13 protein-coding genes are annotated in these 17,637 nt (G+C 72.2%); 8 read left to right on the top strand and 5 right to left on the bottom strand.

What is annotated here, in order from left to right; genetic code table 11:
* Positions 1-114: 114 nt before the first annotated feature.
* Complete coding sequence (locus ACFYV5_RS21565) at positions 115-708, top strand: histidine phosphatase family protein (protein WP_389170716.1); 594 nt, start codon at positions 115-117, stop codon at positions 706-708.
* Positions 709-763: 55 nt separating this feature from the next.
* Here the strand turns inward: ACFYV5_RS21565 and ACFYV5_RS21560 are convergent, their stop codons facing one another.
* Positions 764-2,050 carry a tetratricopeptide repeat protein gene (locus ACFYV5_RS21560; RefSeq protein ID WP_389170713.1) on the bottom strand — a complete coding sequence of 429 codons (1,287 nt, stop codon included), beginning with the start codon at positions 2,048-2,050 and terminating at the stop codon, positions 764-766.
* A gap of 224 nt (positions 2,051-2,274) precedes the next feature.
* On the opposite strand from ACFYV5_RS21560, the gene ACFYV5_RS21555 reads away from it, so the two are divergent.
* Both ACFYV5_RS21555 and ACFYV5_RS21550 read left to right on the top strand, forming a co-directional pair.
* The gene (locus ACFYV5_RS21555; protein ID WP_355112264.1) at positions 2,275-2,712 is read left to right on the top strand and encodes a hypothetical protein; all 438 of its coding nucleotides are present in this window, start codon (positions 2,275-2,277) and stop codon (positions 2,710-2,712) included.
* 99 nt (positions 2,713-2,811) lie between these two features.
* Positions 2,812-3,678 (top strand): spermidine synthase, encoded by an 867-nt coding sequence (locus ACFYV5_RS21550; protein WP_389170710.1) that lies wholly within the window; start codon positions 2,812-2,814, stop codon positions 3,676-3,678.
* Here ACFYV5_RS21550 and ACFYV5_RS21545 read toward each other — a convergent pair.
* Complete coding sequence (locus ACFYV5_RS21545) at positions 3,671-4,228, bottom strand: hypothetical protein (protein ID WP_355112262.1); 558 nt, start codon at positions 4,226-4,228, stop codon at positions 3,671-3,673. The two genes, ACFYV5_RS21550 and ACFYV5_RS21545, sit on opposite strands and share 8 nt — an antisense overlap.
* 68 nt (positions 4,229-4,296) lie before the next feature.
* On the opposite strand from ACFYV5_RS21545, the gene ACFYV5_RS21540 reads away from it, so the two are divergent.
* From ACFYV5_RS21540 to ACFYV5_RS21530, 3 genes are all read left to right on the top strand, one after another.
* Complete coding sequence (locus ACFYV5_RS21540; RefSeq protein WP_389170708.1) at positions 4,297-4,998, top strand: response regulator transcription factor; 702 nt, start codon at positions 4,297-4,299, stop codon at positions 4,996-4,998.
* A complete protein-coding gene (locus tag ACFYV5_RS21535) occupies positions 4,995-6,404 on the top strand; it encodes a HAMP domain-containing sensor histidine kinase (RefSeq protein WP_355112258.1) in 1,410 nt (469 codons plus the stop codon). Before ACFYV5_RS21540 ends, ACFYV5_RS21535 begins: the two co-directional genes overlap by 4 nt.
* A 143-nt stretch (positions 6,405-6,547) precedes the next feature.
* The gene (locus tag ACFYV5_RS21530; RefSeq protein ID WP_389170705.1) at positions 6,548-8,047 is read left to right on the top strand and encodes a cellulose binding domain-containing protein; all 1,500 of its coding nucleotides are present in this window, start codon (positions 6,548-6,550) and stop codon (positions 8,045-8,047) included.
* 66 nt (positions 8,048-8,113) lie between these two features.
* Here the strand turns inward: ACFYV5_RS21530 and ACFYV5_RS21525 are convergent, their stop codons facing one another.
* Entirely contained in the window at positions 8,114-9,763 is a 1,650-nt protein-coding gene (locus tag ACFYV5_RS21525; protein ID WP_389170702.1) for a bifunctional aspartate transaminase/aspartate 4-decarboxylase, read from the bottom strand.
* Between the two features lie 72 nt (positions 9,764-9,835).
* Positions 9,836-11,518, bottom strand: a complete 1,683-nt coding sequence (gene aspT, locus ACFYV5_RS21520; protein ID WP_389170699.1) for an aspartate-alanine antiporter — start codon at positions 11,516-11,518, stop codon at positions 9,836-9,838.
* A 271-nt stretch (positions 11,519-11,789) separates the two neighbouring features.
* On the opposite strand from aspT, the gene ACFYV5_RS21515 reads away from it, so the two are divergent.
* A complete protein-coding gene (locus ACFYV5_RS21515) occupies positions 11,790-14,432 on the top strand; it encodes a cellulose binding domain-containing protein (RefSeq protein ID WP_389170697.1) in 2,643 nt (880 codons plus the stop codon).
* 23 nt (positions 14,433-14,455) lie between these two features.
* A complete protein-coding gene (locus ACFYV5_RS21510) occupies positions 14,456-15,757 on the top strand; it encodes an endo-1,4-beta-xylanase (protein WP_389171100.1) in 1,302 nt (433 codons plus the stop codon).
* Here ACFYV5_RS21510 and ACFYV5_RS21505 read toward each other — a convergent pair.
* The gene (locus ACFYV5_RS21505) at positions 15,744-17,612 is read right to left on the bottom strand and encodes a rhamnogalacturonan lyase (protein WP_389170694.1); all 1,869 of its coding nucleotides are present in this window, start codon (positions 17,610-17,612) and stop codon (positions 15,744-15,746) included. The two genes, ACFYV5_RS21510 and ACFYV5_RS21505, sit on opposite strands and share 14 nt — an antisense overlap.
* Positions 17,613-17,637 lie beyond the last annotated feature (25 nt).

Genomic DNA, 17,637 nt, shown 5'->3' with positions numbered 1-17,637 from the left:
TCCGGCCGAGGGGAGGGACGCCGGAAAGGGGACGGGGGTTGCCCGGGCGTCGCCGCGAATTCACGTGCGCGATGATGGGAGGGCATCCGATACGTGAACCTCTGGAGCCCCTTCATGGCACCGCGCATCCTGCTCGCCCGGCACGGCCAGACCGAATGGTCGCTGCTCGGCCGTCACACCGGCAGGACGGACATCCCCCTGCTCGACGAGGGCCGGCGCGGCGCCAAGCTGCTCGGCGAGCGGCTGCACCGGGCGCCCTGGAACGGGCTGCCGGATCTGGAGATCCGTACGAGTCCGCTGGTACGCGCGCGTGAGACCTGCGAGATCGCCGGCTTCGGGGAGCGGGCCCAGGAATGGGACGCGCTGATGGAGTGGGACTACGGGGCGTACGAGGGGCTGACCCCGGCCCAGATCCAGGAGCTCCGTCCGGGCTGGCTGCTGTGGCGCGACGCCGTGCCGCAGGGCGAGACTCTGGCGCAGGTCTCGGCGCGGGCGGACGAGGTCGTCGAGTGGGCGCGGTCGGCGGACCGGGACGTGCTGGTCTTCGCGCACGGCCACATCCTGCGGACGATAGCCGCGCGCTGGCTGGGTGAGGACATCTCCTTCGGCGCCCGCGTCCGCCTCGACCCGACGAGCCTGTCGGCCCTGGGCTGGGCGTACGGCGCTCCGGCGCTCGAGCGCTGGAACGACACGGGCCACTTGGAGTGACCCGAGTGACGCGGGCCGGCCGCTGCCCGCGCGGCCGGTGGGCCGGCACCGAGGCTCAGTGAGCCGCCAGGACCCGGCGGGTCTCCGTCAGGAGGGTGCGGACACGGGAGGACTGGACGCCGTCCAGTGAGTCGACCACCCGGCGGGCCTCCGCCGCCGCCTCGTCCGGGCGGCCCGCGTGGGCCAGGTCGCTCGCCAGCTGGGCGCGGTAGAGCGCGAGGTTCCGGGCGAAGTGCGGGTTCTGGAGGACCGTCGCCCGGTGGGCGTGGCGGACCGCGCGGCTCCAGTCGCCCAGCGTCGACCAGCACTGGGCCTCCAGGGCCTCCAGTTCCGGCTCCCCGAAGAACGACATCCACTCCGGGTCGCTGTCGCCCTGGCCCCGCGCGAAGTAGGTGTGCGCGCGGCCGAGGGCCTGCTCGCAGGCGGCCCGGTCGGCGAGCCCGGCCCAGGCGCCCGCCTCGCGCAGACAGAGCAGGGACAGCAGCCGGGCGGAGGAGAGCGGCTGCGCCGCCCGCAGACCGGCCTGGGCCGCCCGGACCGCCTCCCGGTACCGTCCGGCGTCCCTGGCCAGGAACGACGTGTTGCAGAAGGCGTGCGCCTCCAGGGCCGGATCGCCGGCCACGCGCGCGGTGGCGAGGGCCTCCGCGTAGTGCGAGCGGGCGTCGTCGAAGCGGCCGGAGTCATGGGCCAGCCAGCCGACGGAGATGGCCAGCTCGCCGGCGCCCGCGTGCAGCCGGTCCTCGGTGGAGCGCCGGGCCGCCGTGCCCGCGTCGAGCAGGGCGTACGCCGCCCGCAGCGGCTGAGCGGCCGACTTGTACAGCCCGTCGGCGCCGTGCCGGTCGTCGAGCAGCCGGATCTGCCGTACGGCCTCCTCGACGGCCCGGACCTCGGCCTCGCCGATCCGGTGGGCTCCCCGAGGGGAAGGGATCGCCGCGGCGGTGCCGCCGAATCCCAGTGACGCGGCCGCCACGGTGGCGGTGCCGCTCGTCATGAATGCGCGACGCAGCACGTCGCTCTCCTCATCGTTCCGGGTCGTGACGGCGGGTGGGGGCGGTGCCCCGGCCGAGGCGGCGGGCCGTCGGCCGCGTACCGCCTCCCGCGCCGAGAAGCCCAGGTCCGCCAGGCCGAGACCGGGGAACATGTGCAGGAACACCCGCTCGTACGCGTAGTTGGGGCAGCGGATCTCGCCCGCCTCCACGCGTCCGATGTAGCGGGCGTCGCAGGCGACCTGCTCGCCGATCTCCCGCGCCGCCCGGCGGACCGCCGCGGCGAACTCCGCCGGCGAGTGCTGTCCGCGGAGCCGGCGGAAGGCGAGATTGGGAACTGCCCGTGACATCGCCATGGCCGAGCCCTCTCCTGGTGCTGCCGGTGTTCCGGCGGGGCAAGAACGTACCTGCTGTGACCGGTCGCGTACGCAGAGTTTGGCTACAAATCGGATATCTCGCGCGCGATCTGCCATGAACTGCCATCCTTTGCGGCGGCGTGCCGCCGTAGCCGTTGACGCGTACGGGCGTTGAACCATGCGGAGAGACGGAACGTGTCTTCTCAGGAGCAAGGAGGGGTCCCTTGTTGGAGATCGGATCGCAGTCGACCGCACGCCACGTACCCACCCCCGATGCAAGCGCCCCGCACGGCACCCCCTGCGACCTGGTGACCGTTCCGGTCCGGCAGGGCCTGGAGGCCGTGGACATCCTGCGCCGCGGCGGGGCCCCCGTCGTCGGCCCGGTGCTGCACGACGGCGCCTGCGACACCCTCGGCTTCCTCGTCCCGCCCGGCACGGCGGAGGGCTGGGACATGCCGGGCAGCGCCTGTACGCAGACCTCGGGGCGCGGCCTGCGCATCCCGGAACTGCCGGAGCTTCCCGAGCCGGCCGGGGACACGCCCCGCCCCGCCGGCTGGCTGCTGCCGCCCGGGGACACCGGCCAGGTCACCGACCCCGCGGTGCTGCGCGAGGCCCTCGGCCAGGCGGCCCGCCTGATCGAGGCGGCCGACGGCTGCCGCTAGCCCTGCCGGGCGGGTTCTCCCTGACCGAGAGCAGGGCGCAGGCGCGAGCGAGAGGGCTCGTCGGGCAGCGTGCCGACGCGAGCGCCGATAATGGGGCTCGTGGCCAGGAACAGAACGCGTGAGAGGACGGCAGCCGCCGTCGCCGTCGTCGAGACCGTCGACGGCGGACTCGCGGAGCTCATACCCGACCGGGAGCGGCCCCGCGGCTGGACGCTGCTCATCGACGGCGCCCCGCAGTCGCACGTGGACCTCGACGACCCGGCCCATCTCTCCTTCGAGTACCAGCGACGCCTCGGCCACATCGCCGACCTCGCCGCCCCGCCGAACCGGCCCCTCCAGGTCGTCCATCTCGGCGGAGGAGCCTTCACCCTCGCCCGCTACATCGCCGCCACCCGGCCCCGCTCCACGCAGCAGATCGTGGAACTCGACGGGCCGCTGGTCCAGCTCGTCCGCCGCGAGCTGCCCCTCGACACGGCCGCCCGCATCCGGGTCCGGTCCACCGACGCCCGCGCGGGGCTCGCCAAGGTCCAGGACGGCTGGGCGGACCTGATCATCGCCGATGTCTTCAGCGGGGCGCGGACACCAGCGCATCTGACCAGCACCGAGTTCCTCGGCGAGGTCCGCAGGGCGCTGAGGCCCGGCGGGTTCTACGCCGCCAACCTGGCCGACGGCCCGCCGCTGACCCATCTGCGCGGCCAGATCGCGACCGCGGCCGCCGTCTTCTCCGAGCTGGCGCTGGCGGCCGACCCGACCGTGCTGCGCGGCCGCCGCTTCGGCAACGCCGTGCTGCTCGCCTCCGACCGGGAGCTGCCCGTCGCCGAGCTGACCCGCCGGGTGGCGACGGACCCGCACGCCGGCCGGGTGGAGCACGGCCGGTCGCTCGCCGACTTCACCGGGGGAGCGACCCCGGTCACCGACGCCAGCGCCAGGCCCTCGCCCGTACCGCCGGCATCGGTGTTCAGGTAGAGCGGTCCTCGATCTCCACGCGGGGCGCGGTGTCGTGCCAGACGCAGAACACCGACAGTTCGCGGCCGTCCTTGGTGAACGTGACCCGGATCCAGGTGGGCTGCTTCCAGACCTGCATCTGCCAGCCCGAGGACGGGGTCGCCGAGACCAGCTCCGCCGAGGTCTTCCCGAGGTCGAAGACCACCCGGCCGCCGTCGACGGCGTAGCTCTTCACGGTGCCGCCGTCGCTGTCGGGCGGCGGCTTCGTGGCGGTCGGCCTGCGCGAGGGCGTGGGGGAGGGCGAGGAGGCGGTGGGGGTGTCGTTCGCGGCGGGCTCGGTCGACGGGGTGGACGTCGGGGTCTTCGGCCGCTGCGTGGAGGAGGACAGCGGATCGCCGCCGGTGGCCGCCGGTCCGTCGGTGGTGCCGGCCGGGATGGGCAGCGCCCGCGGCGGGTCGTAGACCGTGCCGGCCAGCACCGTGTGCACACCCCACCACGAGAGCGTGACCGCCGCGCCCGTGGCGAGCGACCACGCCATGGCGTGAACAAGTCCTCTCCGCATCCGGGCCATACTGCACCACCGCCCGCGGAGGCGTCCCCCAGGGTCCGCGTTCCCCCGTATGGCGTACGGTGCGGGCCATGGCAAGTGTGCTCGTGGTCGAGGACGACCAGTTCGTGCGCTCGGCCCTCATCCGGCATCTGACCGACGCCTCCCACACCGTACGGAGCGTCGGCACGGCCCTGGAGGCGCTGCGCGAGGTCGCCCATCTCCGTTTCGACGTGGTCATCCTGGACCTCGGACTGCCCGATCTGGACGGGTCGGAGGCGCTGAAGATGCTGCGCGGCATCACCGACGTACCGGTGATCATCGCGACCGCGCGGGACGACGAGACGGAGATCGTCCGGCTCCTCAACGACGGCGCGGACGACTACCTCACCAAGCCCTTCTCCGTGGAGCACCTGTCGGCGCGGATGGCCGCCGTGCTGCGGCGCTCGCGGACCGCCGCCGGGGAGGCGCCGCCGCCGCGGGTCATCCAGGTCGGCGGTCTGTCGATCGACCCCCTGCGGCGCCAGGCGGAGCTCGACGGGACCCGGCTCGACCTGACCCGCCGGGAGTTCGACCTGCTGGCCTTCCTCGCCGGGCGACCGGGGGTGGTCGTGCCGCGCAAGGAGCTGCTCGCCGAGGTGTGGCAGCAGTCCTACGGGGACGATCAGACCATCGACGTCCATCTGTCGTGGCTGCGGCGCAAGTTGGGTGAGACGGCCGCCCGCCCCCGCTATCTGCACACCCTGCGCGGGGTGGGCGTGAAGCTGGAGCCGCCGCGGGAGCCGCAGCCGTGAGATGGGCTCTGGTCAAGGTGTCGCTGGCCGTCACCGCCATGGTCGTCGTCGCCTTCGCCGTACCGCTCGGCCTCGTCGTCAAGGAGATGGCGCGCGACCGGGCCTTCTCCAACGCCGAGCGGCGCGCCGCCGGGCTCGCGCCTGTCCTCGCGATCACCACCGACCGCGAGGAGCTGGACCGCGCCGTCGCGACCACCGAGGACGGCGCCGAGGGGCGGATGGCCGTCCATGTCCCGGCGGCCGACGAGCCGGGCGGGAAGGCCCTGGAGATCGGCACCCGCCGGGCCGACGAGAAGGACCTGCGGACCACCCGGGAGCTGGGGCGGGCCACCATCGCCGAGGTGGAGGGCGGCTCGGTGCTGCTCCAGCCCACCGCGCTCGGCTCCGGACAGGTCGCCGTCGTCGAACTCTTCGTCCCCGAGGGCGAGGTCAGCAACGGGGTCGCCACCGCCTGGCTGGTCCTGGCCGGCGTGGGCATCGCGCTGATCATCGGCTCCGTCGCCGTCGCCGACCGGCTCGGCGTCCGGATGGTCCAGCCCGCCCAGCGGCTCGCGGGCGCCGCCCACGACCTGGGCGAGGGCAAGCTCGGCGCGCGGGTCCCCGAGGAGGGGCCGCCGGAGCTCAAGTCGGCGGCGATCGCCTTCAACTCGATGGCCGACCAGGTCGTCCAGCTCCTCGCCAACGAGCGGGAACTGGCCGCGGACCTCTCCCACCGGCTGCGCACCCCGCTGACCGTGCTCCGGCTCAACGCGGCCTCGCTCGGCTCCGGCCCGGCGGCCGAGCAGACCCGGGCCGCCGTCGAGCAGCTGGAGCGCGAGGTCGACACCATCATCCGTACGGCGCGGGAGGCCAAGCCGCAGACGCAGGGCCCCGGTCCGGGCGCCGGCTGCGACGCCTCCGAGGTCGTACGGGAGCGGATGGACTTCTGGTCCGCGCTGGCCGAGGACGAGGGCCGCAAGGTACGGGTGGCGGGCATCGAGCGCCCGGTACGCATCCCGGTCGCCCGCCCCGAACTGGTCGCCGCGCTCGACGCCCTGCTCGGCAACGTCTTCCGCCACACCCCCGAGGGGACGGCCTTCTCGGTGGACGTCCACAACGGCGACGACGCCGTCATCGTCCTCGTCTCCGACGCCGGGCCCGGCATCGCCGACCCGGCCGCGGCGCTGGCCCGAGGCAACAGCGGCCACCGCGACGGTTCCACCGGCCTCGGTCTCGACATCGTGCGGCAGATGGCCGAGTCGACGGGCGGAGACGTACGCATCGGGCACTCGGTGCTCGGCGGCACGGAGGTCCGCGTCTGGATCGGCCTGGACGGCCGCCGCTCCGGCGGGGCGGGGCTCCGCCACGGCCGGCGGGGGCGCCGCAAGCGCGGCGGCCAGGGCGCCCGGCGGGCCGCGGAGCTCTGAACCTTTCCTCGGTCCGATGGCTGCCTTAAGCGGAGCCTAAGAATCCTCAACCAGGGCCCCCTCATAGGCATTTGTCCGTTTCCCGCTCGCTAGCGTGCTGCCCGCACCCCACTCCACCCCCGGCACGCAGAGGCAGGCACGCGATGGGACCCCGTTCGCACCGGCGCAGGACGAGCGCCAGGACCAAGGTCGTCGGCATGGTCGTCGCGGCGGCGGTGACCGGGGGTGTGGCGTTCGCGCTCACGGGGACCGCCCAGGCGGCGGCTGTCGGCGCCGCGTACACCAGGACCAGCTCCTGGGACGGCGGCTACACCGGGCAGTACGTCGTCACCAATGAGACCTCCAGCGTCCAGTCGGGGGGCTGGACGCTGGAGTTCGACCTGCCCGCCGGGACGACCATCGGCTCCCTGTGGAACGGCGAGCACACCGTCTCCGGCCGGCACGTCACCGTGAGGCCCGCGAGCTGGAACAAGGAGCTCGCCCCCGGCCAGTCCGTCACCGTCGGCTTCGTGACCTCGGCGTCCGGTGAGGCGGGCGACCCGGCCAACTGCCTGATCAACAAGGCGGCCTGCTCCGTCGGCGGTGCGACCCCGATGCCGAGCGGCCGCCCCACCGGCCGGCCCACCGCCACGGCCACCCCGTCGGCCTCCGCGACGCCCACCGTGAAGCCGACCGCGACCGCCACCGTGACGGCGACCGCCTCCCCGAAGCCCACCGCGACCGCCACCGGTGCCCCCGGCACCCCGGGCGCCGCCGCGACGTTCGCGCCCTACGTCGACACCTCCCTCCACCCGTCGTACGACATGCTCGCGACCGCCGACGCCACCGGTGTGAAGGAGTTCAACCTCGCCTTCATCACCTCCGGCGGCGCCTGCGCCCCGCTGTGGGGCGGTGTCACCGACCTCGCCAGTGACAAGGTGGCCTCCCAGATCGGCGCCCTGCGCGCCAAGGGCGGCGATGTCCGGGTCTCCTTCGGCGGCGCCGCCGGTCACGAACTGGCCCTGAACTGTTCGTCCTCCGCCGACCTCGCCGCCGCGTACGGCAAGGTCGTCGACCAGTACAAGCTCACCAAGGTCGACTTCGACATCGAGGGCGCGGCCCTGCCGGACACCGCCGCGAACACCCGCCGCTCGCAGGCCATCGCCCAGCTCCAGAAGTCCCACCCCGGCCTGAACGTCTCCTTCACGCTGCCGGTCATGCCGGAGGGCCTGACCCAGCCGGGCGTGGACCTGCTCGCCGACGCGAAGAAGAACGGTGTCCGCGTCGACGCCGTCAACATCATGGCGATGGACTACGGGCCGGCCTACAGCGGCGACATGGGCCAGTACGCGATCCAGGCCGCGACCGCCACCCAGGCCCAGATCAAGGGCGTGCTCGGCCTCTCCGACGCGGCCGCCTGGAAGGCCGTCGCCGTCACCCCGATGATCGGCGTCAACGACGTGACGACCGAGATCTTCCGCGTCGACGACGCCACCCAGCTGGTCGACTTCGCGCGGTCCAAGGGCATCGGCTGGCTGTCGATGTGGTCCTCGACCCGCGACAAGCAGTGCGCGGCCGGCGCGGTGAACCACGCGGACGCCACCTGCTCCTCGATCCTCCAGCAGCCGCTGGCCTTCACCAAGGCGTTCTCCGCCTACCGGTAGGCCCCCAGGTCCCCCCACACCGCGCGCTCCGGCCGGCACCCCACCCCCGGCCGGAGCGCGCCTCTCTCATGCCTTCGAGGCCTTCCACTCCTCCGCGTAGTCGGTGAAGATCTCCCTCAGGTGGTGGCCGATCTTCAGATAGTCCAGGTCGTCCAGGTTCGCCAGCGACACCCGGACCGACCACTGCGGCCCGTCGAAGCCCCCGCCGTTCAGGAGCACCACACTCGTCTGCTCGGCCAGCCGGAACAGCGGGTCCACCGGCTCGTAGTTCTTCTCCAGGAAGGACGCGAAGTCCTTGCCGTGCACGCGCTCGGCCTCCGCGAGCAGGTCGAGCTCGATGTAGTACCCGGCCCGCTGCGCGTCCTGCGAGATCTTCATCCGCGCGCCCTCCAGGAGCAGGCCGAGGCGCCGGGACACGATGCCGCGGACCCTCTCCTTGTACGCCTGCCCCTCCTCCACCATGTCGAAGAGGGAGAAGAGCGCCATCATGACCTGCTGCGGCAGCGAGAGCCCCGCCGTGTGATGGAGCGCCACCTGCCGCGAGTCCGCGACCAGCCGGTCGATGAACCGGATCTTCTCCGGGTCCAGCGACAGCGTCCCGTACCGTCGGTTCAGCCGCTCCTTCTCCGCCGGCGGCAGTTCGGCGATCATCCGGTCGATGACGTTCTCGTCGTGGAGCCCGATCACGCCGAGCCGCCAGCCCGTGGCGCCGTAGTGCTTCGAGTACGAGTACACCAGCACCGTGTTGTGCGGCAGGTCGGCGGCGATCGAGCGGAAGCCCGGCACGAACGTCCCGTACACGTCGTCCGTCACGATCAGCAGGTTCGGGTTCTTCGTCGCGACGATGTCCTTGATCTGGCCCGCCACCCGCTCGCTCAGCGCCAGCGACGGCGGGTTGGAGGGGTTCACCATGCAGACCAGCTTGACCGACGGGTCCTCCAGCTTGGCGACCTCCTCGGCCGGATAGCGCCACTCGCGCACCCCCGTCTCCGCGAAGAGGCTCGCCTCGACCAGCACGACGTCGAACTCGTACGTGTCCAGCTCGGGGATCTCGATGTACGGCGTGAAGACCGGCACCATCAGCGCGATCCGGTCGCCCTTCTTCAGGATCCCGTTCTTCATCAGGGAGTCGAAGACGTAGCACATCGCCGCCGTGCCGCCCTCGGTCGCGAACAGCGACAGGTTCCCGGCCGGCGGCTTCCCGTCGAACATCTCGTCGTTCAGGTAGCCGCGCACGATCTGCTCGGTGTGCGTCAGCATCCGGTCCGGCACCGGGTAGTTGTCCCCGATCGAGCTGTCCGTCAGCTCGTGCACGAACGCGTCCTTGTCGAAGCCGAACCGCTCGACGGCGTACGCGACGCACTTCGCCAGCAGATCGATGCCGGGCAGGTCCGGGTGCCGCCGTACGAAGGTGTCGAAGCGCTCGCCCGACCCGGCCCGCTCCGGCATTCCGCCGAGGTCGTCGGCCGTCCACACCCGGCGCGACTCCGCGAGGGCGAAGTAGCCCAGCGCGTGGAAGGCCTCGCGCGGGCCGGTGGCGACCCAGTTCGGGTTGCCGCGCCCCGCGTTGAGCATCTGCGTCTGCGACTTCTCCTTCTGGCCGGGGTCGCCGGCCTGGGCCGTCTGCGCGATCCGGATGAACGTGTCCTTCAGCTCGAAGGGCGAGAGCTGGGCGAAGGACCGGATCTCCTCGCGGGTGAACGTGGTCTTCGGCACGGTGGCACCTGTTCCTTGTGTCGGTCGGTCGGTGTCGGTCAGTGGTGGAGGATGACGATCACGGCGCGCCTCTCACGCCCCCAGAACACCGACGAGGAAGGGGCCCGTCAGCGGGAGCAGGAAGTTCGAGGGGGTGTACGTGATCGTGTAACCGAGCATGGGCACCGAGCTCTGGGCCACCTGGGTGACCGAGGTGATCGCGGGCGTCGAGCACTGCTGGCCCGCGATGGCCCCGATCAGGAGCGGTTTCTCGATGTTCAGCAGCTTGACGCCGACGATCAGCGAGAGGGTCGCCGGGACGAGCACCATCGCGACCCCGGCGAACGGCAGCAGCACCCCGTACTCCTTGAGCAGCGGCCAGGCCTGCGGCCCCGACACCAGTCCCGTACAGGCGATGAAGACCGCGAGGCCCATGTCCTTGAGGGTGGCGGCGGCCTGGGGCGGGAACGCGCCGAAGGTCTGCCGCCGGGAGCGGAACCAGCCGAAGAGGAGGCCCGAGATCAGACAGCCGCCGCCGGTCCCCAGTGACATCGGCACATCGCCGAAGGTGACCACGAGCTGGCCGAGCAGCGAGCCGCAGGCGATGCCCAGGCCCAGGTAGACGAAGTCGGTGGCGTCGTTCTTCACGACGGCGCCGATCCTCGACACCAGCTTGCCCAGCCCGGAGCGGGCGCCGACGAGGGTGAGGACGTCACCCCGGTGGACGACCGTGTCGGGGGAGGCCGGCAGCGTCTGGTCGTTGCGGACGACATCCGTGACGTACACCCCGCCGGAGGCGAACTCCGGGTGCTCCTTCTGCAGGGAGTCGATGGTCCGTCCCTCGACGGCCCGGTCGGTGAGCGCGACCTGGGAGGTGGCGAGGGGGGTGTCGAGGCCGGGGACGGCCGGGGTCTCGGGACCGATGAGCCGGCCCGCCTCGATGATGTTGGCCCGCCGCCCGACCATCAGGACCAGGTCGGAGAGGGTCAGTTCGAAGTCGGGCGGGGGCGGGGTGAGGACCCTGCTGCCCCGCTTCACCGCCTCGACCGTGACCCGGCTGCCGTTCGACCGCTCCAGGGAGGAGACGGTGCTGCCGTCGGCGTGGGTCACCAGGAACGTACGGCCGACCATGCCCGGCAGCGCCTCGCGCTCGTCGGACTCCAGGCCGCCGGAGGCGCCGCGCATCCGCTCCCACAGCTCGCGCGAGGCGTCCCGCAGGTTGATGCGCAGCAGCATCGGCATGATCTGGCTGGTGTAGATGACGATGGTGACGAGGCCGAAGAGGTAGCAGACGGTGTACGCGGTGGCCACATGGCCCTGGTACTGGGTGATCTGCGCCTGCGTCAGCCCGTCGAGCTTGCCGATCGCCTCGGTGGCCGTGCCCACGACGGCCGACTCCGTGGCGGCGCCCGCCAGGATGCCGGAGGCCGTGCCGACGTCGAGGTCGAAGGCCTTGGCGAGCCCGTACGCGATGCCGACCACACAGACGAGCTCGATGAAGCAGAGGGTGAAGAAGCGCAGGCTCTTCTTGTTGAGGTTGGCGAAGAACTGCGGGCCTGCCATATAGCCGAGCGAGAAGATGAAGAGCGCGAAGAAGATCGTCTTGACGTCGTCGGAGATCGTGATCTTCGCCCAGGCGCCGAGCAGCAGCGAGACGATCAGCGTGCCGCAGATGCCGCCGAGCGTGATGGGTCCGACGCGGAGCTTGCCGACGAGATAGCCGGCCGCCAGGCAGAGGAAGAGGGCCAGTTCGGGGTGGTCACGCAGGACTCCCATCGGGCCTCACCGCGCCCGAGGGCGGACGAATCTGAAGATTACGGACATGGCGCGACGCTAACAGCGCCGCTCGTGCGTCAGCCCGGCCGAGCTGCCGAACGGGTGACCTGGGGAACCGGCGTTCGGGACAGGCTCAGCCCTTCACCGCCCCCCGGGGGCGGCCGAGCCCACCCGCTCAGTCGAACGTCTTCGACTCGGCACGCGTCTTGACCGTGATCCGACAAGGATTGAAGAGTGGGAGCGCTCCCATAGTCACCCACAGGAGAACTCCATGCGCGCAAGACGCCCTCTGCTGGCCGGGCTCGCCCTGGCCGTCGGCCTGCTCACCGGTGCCCTGCCACCGACCTCCCGGGCGGAGGCGGCACCGACGCCGTCCCCGGCCGCCACCGACACGTACACCTGGAAGAACGCCCGGATCGACGGCGGCGGCTTCGTCCCCGGCATCGTCTTCAATCGGTCCGAGAAGAACCTCGCCTACGCCCGCACCGACATCGGCGGCGCCTACCGCTGGGACCAGGCCACGAAGTCCTGGACCCCGCTCCTCGACGCCGTCGGCTGGGACCACTGGGGCCACACCGGCGTGATCGGCCTCGCCTCCGACTCCGTCGACCCCGACCGGGTCTACGCGGCGGTCGGGACGTACACCAACGACTGGGACCCGGGCAACGGTGCCGTCCTGCGCTCCGCCGACCGGGGCGCGACCTGGCAGAAGGCCGATCTGCCGTTCAAGCTCGGCGGCAACATGCCCGGCCGGGGGATGGGCGAGCGGCTCGCGATCGACCCGCACAGGAACAGCGTGCTGTACCTCGGCGCGCCCAGCGGCAAGGGCCTGTGGCGCTCCACCGACTCCGGCGCCACCTGGTCGCAGGTCACCGCCTTCCCCAACCCGGGGAACTTCCGGCAGGACCCGACAGACACCAGCGGCTACAACTCCGACAACCAGGGCATCGTCTGGGTCACCTTCGACGAGTCCACCGGCACGCCCGGCACGGCGACCCGGACGATCTACGTCGGCGTCGCCGACACGGAGAACGCCGTCTACCGCTCCACGGACGCGGGCGCCACCTGGACCCGGCTGCCCGGCCAGCCCACCGGACACCTCGCCCACAAGGGCGTCCTCGACGCGGCGAACGGCTACCTCTACCTCGCGTACAGCGACCGGGCCGGACCCTACGACGGCGCCAAGGGCACGGTCTGGCGGTACGCCACGGCCACCGGCACCTGGACGAACATCAGCCCCGTCGCCGAAGCCGACACCCACTACGGCTTCAGCGGGCTCACCGTCGACCGGCGGAAGCCCGGCACCGTCATGGTCGCCGCGTACAGCTCCTGGTGGCCCGACACCCAGATCTTCCGCTCGACCGACAACGGCGCGCACTGGACCAGGGCCTGGGACTACACCTCGTACCCGAACCGCGCCAACCGCTACACCATGGACGTCTCCTCCGTCCCGTGGCTGACCTGGGGCGCGAACCCCGCGCCGCCCGAACAGGCCCCGAAGCTGGGGTGGATGACCGAGGCGCTGGAGATCGACCCGTTCGACTCGAACCGGATGATGTACGGGACGGGCGCCACCGTCTACGGCACCGAGGACCTGACGAAGTGGGACAGCGGCGCGACCTTCACCATCAGGCCGATGGTGAAGGGGTTGGAGGAGACCGCCGTCAACGACCTCGCCTCCCCGCCCGCCGGCGCCCCGCTGCTCAGCGCCCTCGGTGACATCGGCGGTTTCCGCCACACCGACCTGACCGCCGTGCCGCCGATGATGTACACCGGGCCGAACTTCACCTCGACCACCAGCCTGGACTTCGCCGAGACCGCCCCCGCGCGGGTCGTCCGGGCCGGGCACGCGGAGAGCGGACCGCACATCGCCTTCTCCTCCGACAACGGCGCCACCTGGTCCCCGGGCACCGACCCGGCGGGCGTCACGGGCGGCGGCACGGTCGCGGCGGCGGCCGACGGCGGCCGCTACGTCTGGAGCCCGGACGGCGCGGGCGTACACACCGGGACCGGAGGCGCCTGGACGGCCTCCACCGGCATCCCGGCGGGCGCGCTCGTCGAGTCGGACCGGGTGGACCCCCGGCGCTTCTACGGTTTCAAGGACGGGACGTTCTACGTGAGTACGGACGGGGGCGCGTCCTTCACCGCGAAGGCCACCGGCCTCCCGGCCAAGGGGAACGTCCGCTTCAAGGCGGTCCCGGGCACGGCCGGCGACCTCTGGCTCGCCGGCGGCTCCCCGGACTCCGCCTACGGCCTGTGGCACTCCACCGACGGGGGCGCGAACTGGACCCGGACCGGCGGCGTCGAACAGGCGGACACCATCGGCTTCGGCAAGGCCGCGCCCGGCGCCACGTACCAGACCCTCTACACCAGCGCGAAGATCGGCGGCGTACGCGGCATCTTCCGCTCCACGGACGCCGGCGCGAGCTGGATCCGGATCAACGACGACGCCCACCAGTGGGGCTGGACGGGCGCGGCGATCACGGGTGACCCGCGCGTGTACGGACGGGTGTACGTGTCCACCAACGGCCGGGGCGTCATCTACGGCGACACGGCGGGCCAGACGGGCCCCACCGACCCGCCGCCCCCGCCGGGGACCTGCTCGACCACCTACAAGGTCACCAACCAATGGTCCGGCGGCTTCCAGGCGGACGTGACCCTCACCAACACCGGCACGGCCGCCTGGAACGGCTGGTCCCTCGCCTGGACCTTCCCCGACGGCCAGCGGGTCACCCAGATGTGGAACGCCACGCACACCCGGTCCGGCACGGCGGACACCGCCTCCAGCCTCGGCTGGAACGCGGCGGTGCGGCCCGGCGGCTCCGTCTCCTTCGGCTTCACCGGGTCCTGGTCGGGGACGAACGGCGTCCCGACCGCCTTCACCCAGGGAGGTGCGTCGTGTTCCGTCTCCTGACCGGTGCGCTGCTCGCGACGACGATGGGCGTCCTTCCGCTCGCCGACGGACCGGTCCTGCGCGACCTCGCGGACGCCCGGGGCATCACCTACGGCACGGCCGTCACCGCCTCCAAGCTGACGGGCACGTACGGCGAACTGGCCGGGGCGCAGTTCGGCTCGGTCACCCCCGGCAACGAGATGAAGTGGGCGTCGGTCGAGCCCACCCGGGGCTCCTACTCCTGGTCCGGCGCGGACCGGGTCGTCGACTTCGCGGCGGCGCACGGGCAGAAGGTGCGCGGCCACACGCTGGTGTGGCACAGCCAGCTGCCGTCCTGGCTGACGGGCGGATCGTTTCCGCCCGGCGAGCTGCGGACCCTGATGACCGACCACATCGCCGTCGAGGCGGGGCGCTACAAGGGCCGCGTGGATCACTGGGACGTGGTCAACGAGCCGATGAACGAAGACGGTTCGCTGCGCAGATCCCTCTGGTACGAGCAGCTCGGCGAGTCGTACCTCGCCGACGCCTTCCGCGCCGCCCGGGCCGCCGACCCGGACGCGAAGCTGTACGTCAACGACTACAACACCGACGGCCTGGGCGCGAAGAGCGACGGCCTGTACAACCTGGTCAAGCGGCTGCTCGCGCAGGGCGTACCGATCGACGGCGTCGGCTTCCAGGCCCATCTGATCGTGGGCCAGGTGCCTTCGACCCTGGAGGCGAATCTGAAGCGGTTCGCGGACCTCGGCGTGGACGTGGCGATCACCGAGCTGGACATCCGGATGGCGCTGCCCGCCACGGACGCGAAACTCGCCCAGCAGAAGTCCGACTTCACGAAGGTCACCACGGCCTGCCTGGCCGTGGCGCGCTGCGTGGGCGTGACGGTCTGGGGCTTCACCGACTCCGACTCCTGGATCCCGAGCACCTTCCCTGGCCAGGGGGCGGCGACCCCGTACGACGAGAACTTCGTCCCGAAGCCGGCGCACACGGGCATCGCGGAGGCGCTGGGGTGGACAGGGGGCGGCGATCCGCCGCCCGGCTCGTCCTGCTCGGTGACGTACACCGTGCAGAACGAGTGGGGGAACGGCTTCACCGCCGCACTCACCGTCCGCAACACCGGTACGGTGCCGCTCGACGGCTGGACGGCGACGTGGAGCTACGGGGCGGGCCAGCAGGTCACCCAGGCCTGGAACGCCACGGTCACCCAGGCCGCCACCCGGGTCACGGCGGTGAACCTCGCGTACAACGGAACGATCCCCGCGGGCGGTTCGGTGAACTTCGGCCTCAACGGAAGCCGGTCGGGGACGAACCCGCCCCCGACCGGCCTGCTCTGTACTACGGGGTCGTGATCAGCGGCCGCGGCGCGGTCCGCATGCCGCTGCCGATGTGGAAGCTCGGGTGCGGGGGCTGGTTGTAGGCGGTGTTCTGCCAGGCGAGCCCCGTGCGGTACATGGTGTCGTGCAACAGGGTCGTGATCCGCGTCCCCGTCTCGTACGGCGTGGAGTAGATCCGCAGCGCGGTGTTGTCGCTCGTGCGCCACACCACCTCCTCGCGCCAGTCGCCGAGGATGTCCCCGGAGAGCGCGGGCGTGGCCTTCGTCCCGTTGGCGGAGGCCACGCCGGCGCCGGTGAGCAGCCGGGTCTCGCCGGCCGTCCCGTACTTGTCGATGCGGGTGCCGTCGAGGAGTTCGCGCGTGGTGTCGCCGTCCCACCAGCTCAGGAAGTTCGCGGACGAGGGCTCGCGGCCCTTGGCGGCCCCGGCCTCGTCCCGTATCGAGGTGTCGGAGGAGGACCACACCTCGGCGCCGTCGTTGCCGGCGTGGATGTCGCCGGCGACCCCGCGCCCGTTGTCGCAGCAGGCCCCCAGCTGCCAGCGCACGGTGCCCTTCGCGGGGTCGATATAGAGCTCGGCGGGCTGCGAGGCGGACTCGGACACCTTGAAGTACTCGAGTCCCGCCGTGCCCGGGTCGAGGTCGCCGAGGTGCTGGGCGTCGCCGTGCCCGGTCCTCGTCGTCCACAGGCCGTTGCCGTTGTCGTCCACGGCCATCGACCCGTACACGATCTCGTCCCTGCCGTCGGCGTCCACATCACCGACGGACAGACTGTGCGAGCCCTGTCCGTCGTACCCCTTGCCGGCGTTGGTGGAGCTCGACGAGTCGAAGGTCCAGCGGCGGGTGAACTGCCCGCCGCGCCAGTCCCAGGCGGCGATCACGGACCGCGTGTAGTACCCGCGCGCCATGATCAGCGAGGGCCGGGAGCCGTCCAGGTAGGCGGTCCCGGCGAGGAAGCGGTCGACCCGGTTGCCGTAGCCGTCGCCCCAGGAGGAGACCGTGCCGCGCGCCGGGACGTAGCCGGTGGTGCCCAGCGCGGCCCCGGTGCGCCCGTCGAACATGGTCAGGTACTCGGGCCCGGTCAGGATGTATCCGCCGCTGTTGCGGTGGTCCGCGGAGGCGCTGCCGATGACCGTGCCGCGCCCGTCGACGGTCCCGTCGGCGGTCTTCATCGCGACCTCGGCCCGGCCGTCGCCGTCGTAGTCGTACACCTGGAACTGGGTGTAGTGCGCGCCGGAGCGGATGTTGCGGCCGAGGTCGATCCGCCACAGCCGCGTCCCGTCGAGTCTGATGCCGTCGACGATCGTGTTGCCGGTGTATCCGGACTGCGCGTTGTCCTTGGCGTTGGTCGGCTGCCACTTCAGGACGAAGTCCAGCGCGCCGTCCCCGTCGAGGTCGCCGACGGACGCGTCGTTGGCCTCGTACGTGTACGCCACGCCGTCGGGCGTCGTCCCGCCGGCCGGGGCGCTGATCGGCACGTCCTTGTAGCCGGTGCGGAACTGGACGGCGTGCACCGAGTCGGCCTGCTCGACGCCGCCGACGACGGCGCGGACGGTGTAGTCGGCGTGGCTGGGCGCACCGGCGTGGAAGTAGTTGGTGGACGCGGTCAGGGGCGTGGCGTTCACCTTCGTACCGGCCCGGTACACGTTGAAGGCGACGCCGTCCGGATCGGTGCCCAGCCAGCGCCAGCTCACCAGGTTGCCGGTCCCGGTGTGGACGCTGACCACGCCCCGGTCGAGCCGCTCCGCCTGCCGGGCGGTGGCGGCGGACGCGCTCCCGGCGGTGGCGGTGAGCCCGGCGACGGCGACGACCCCGGCGCACAGGGCGGCGAGCAGGGCGCGGGACCGGTACGGGTGGGGGTGCGGGTACTGCACGATTCCTCCTGGGGGGAAGAGAGCG

The organism is Streptomyces sp. NPDC003035, from assembly GCF_042888285.1.
In the GTDB taxonomy this organism is placed as follows: Bacteria; Actinomycetota; Actinomycetes; order Streptomycetales; family Streptomycetaceae; genus Streptomyces.
This window is presented reverse-complemented; position numbering and strand designations above follow the sequence as displayed.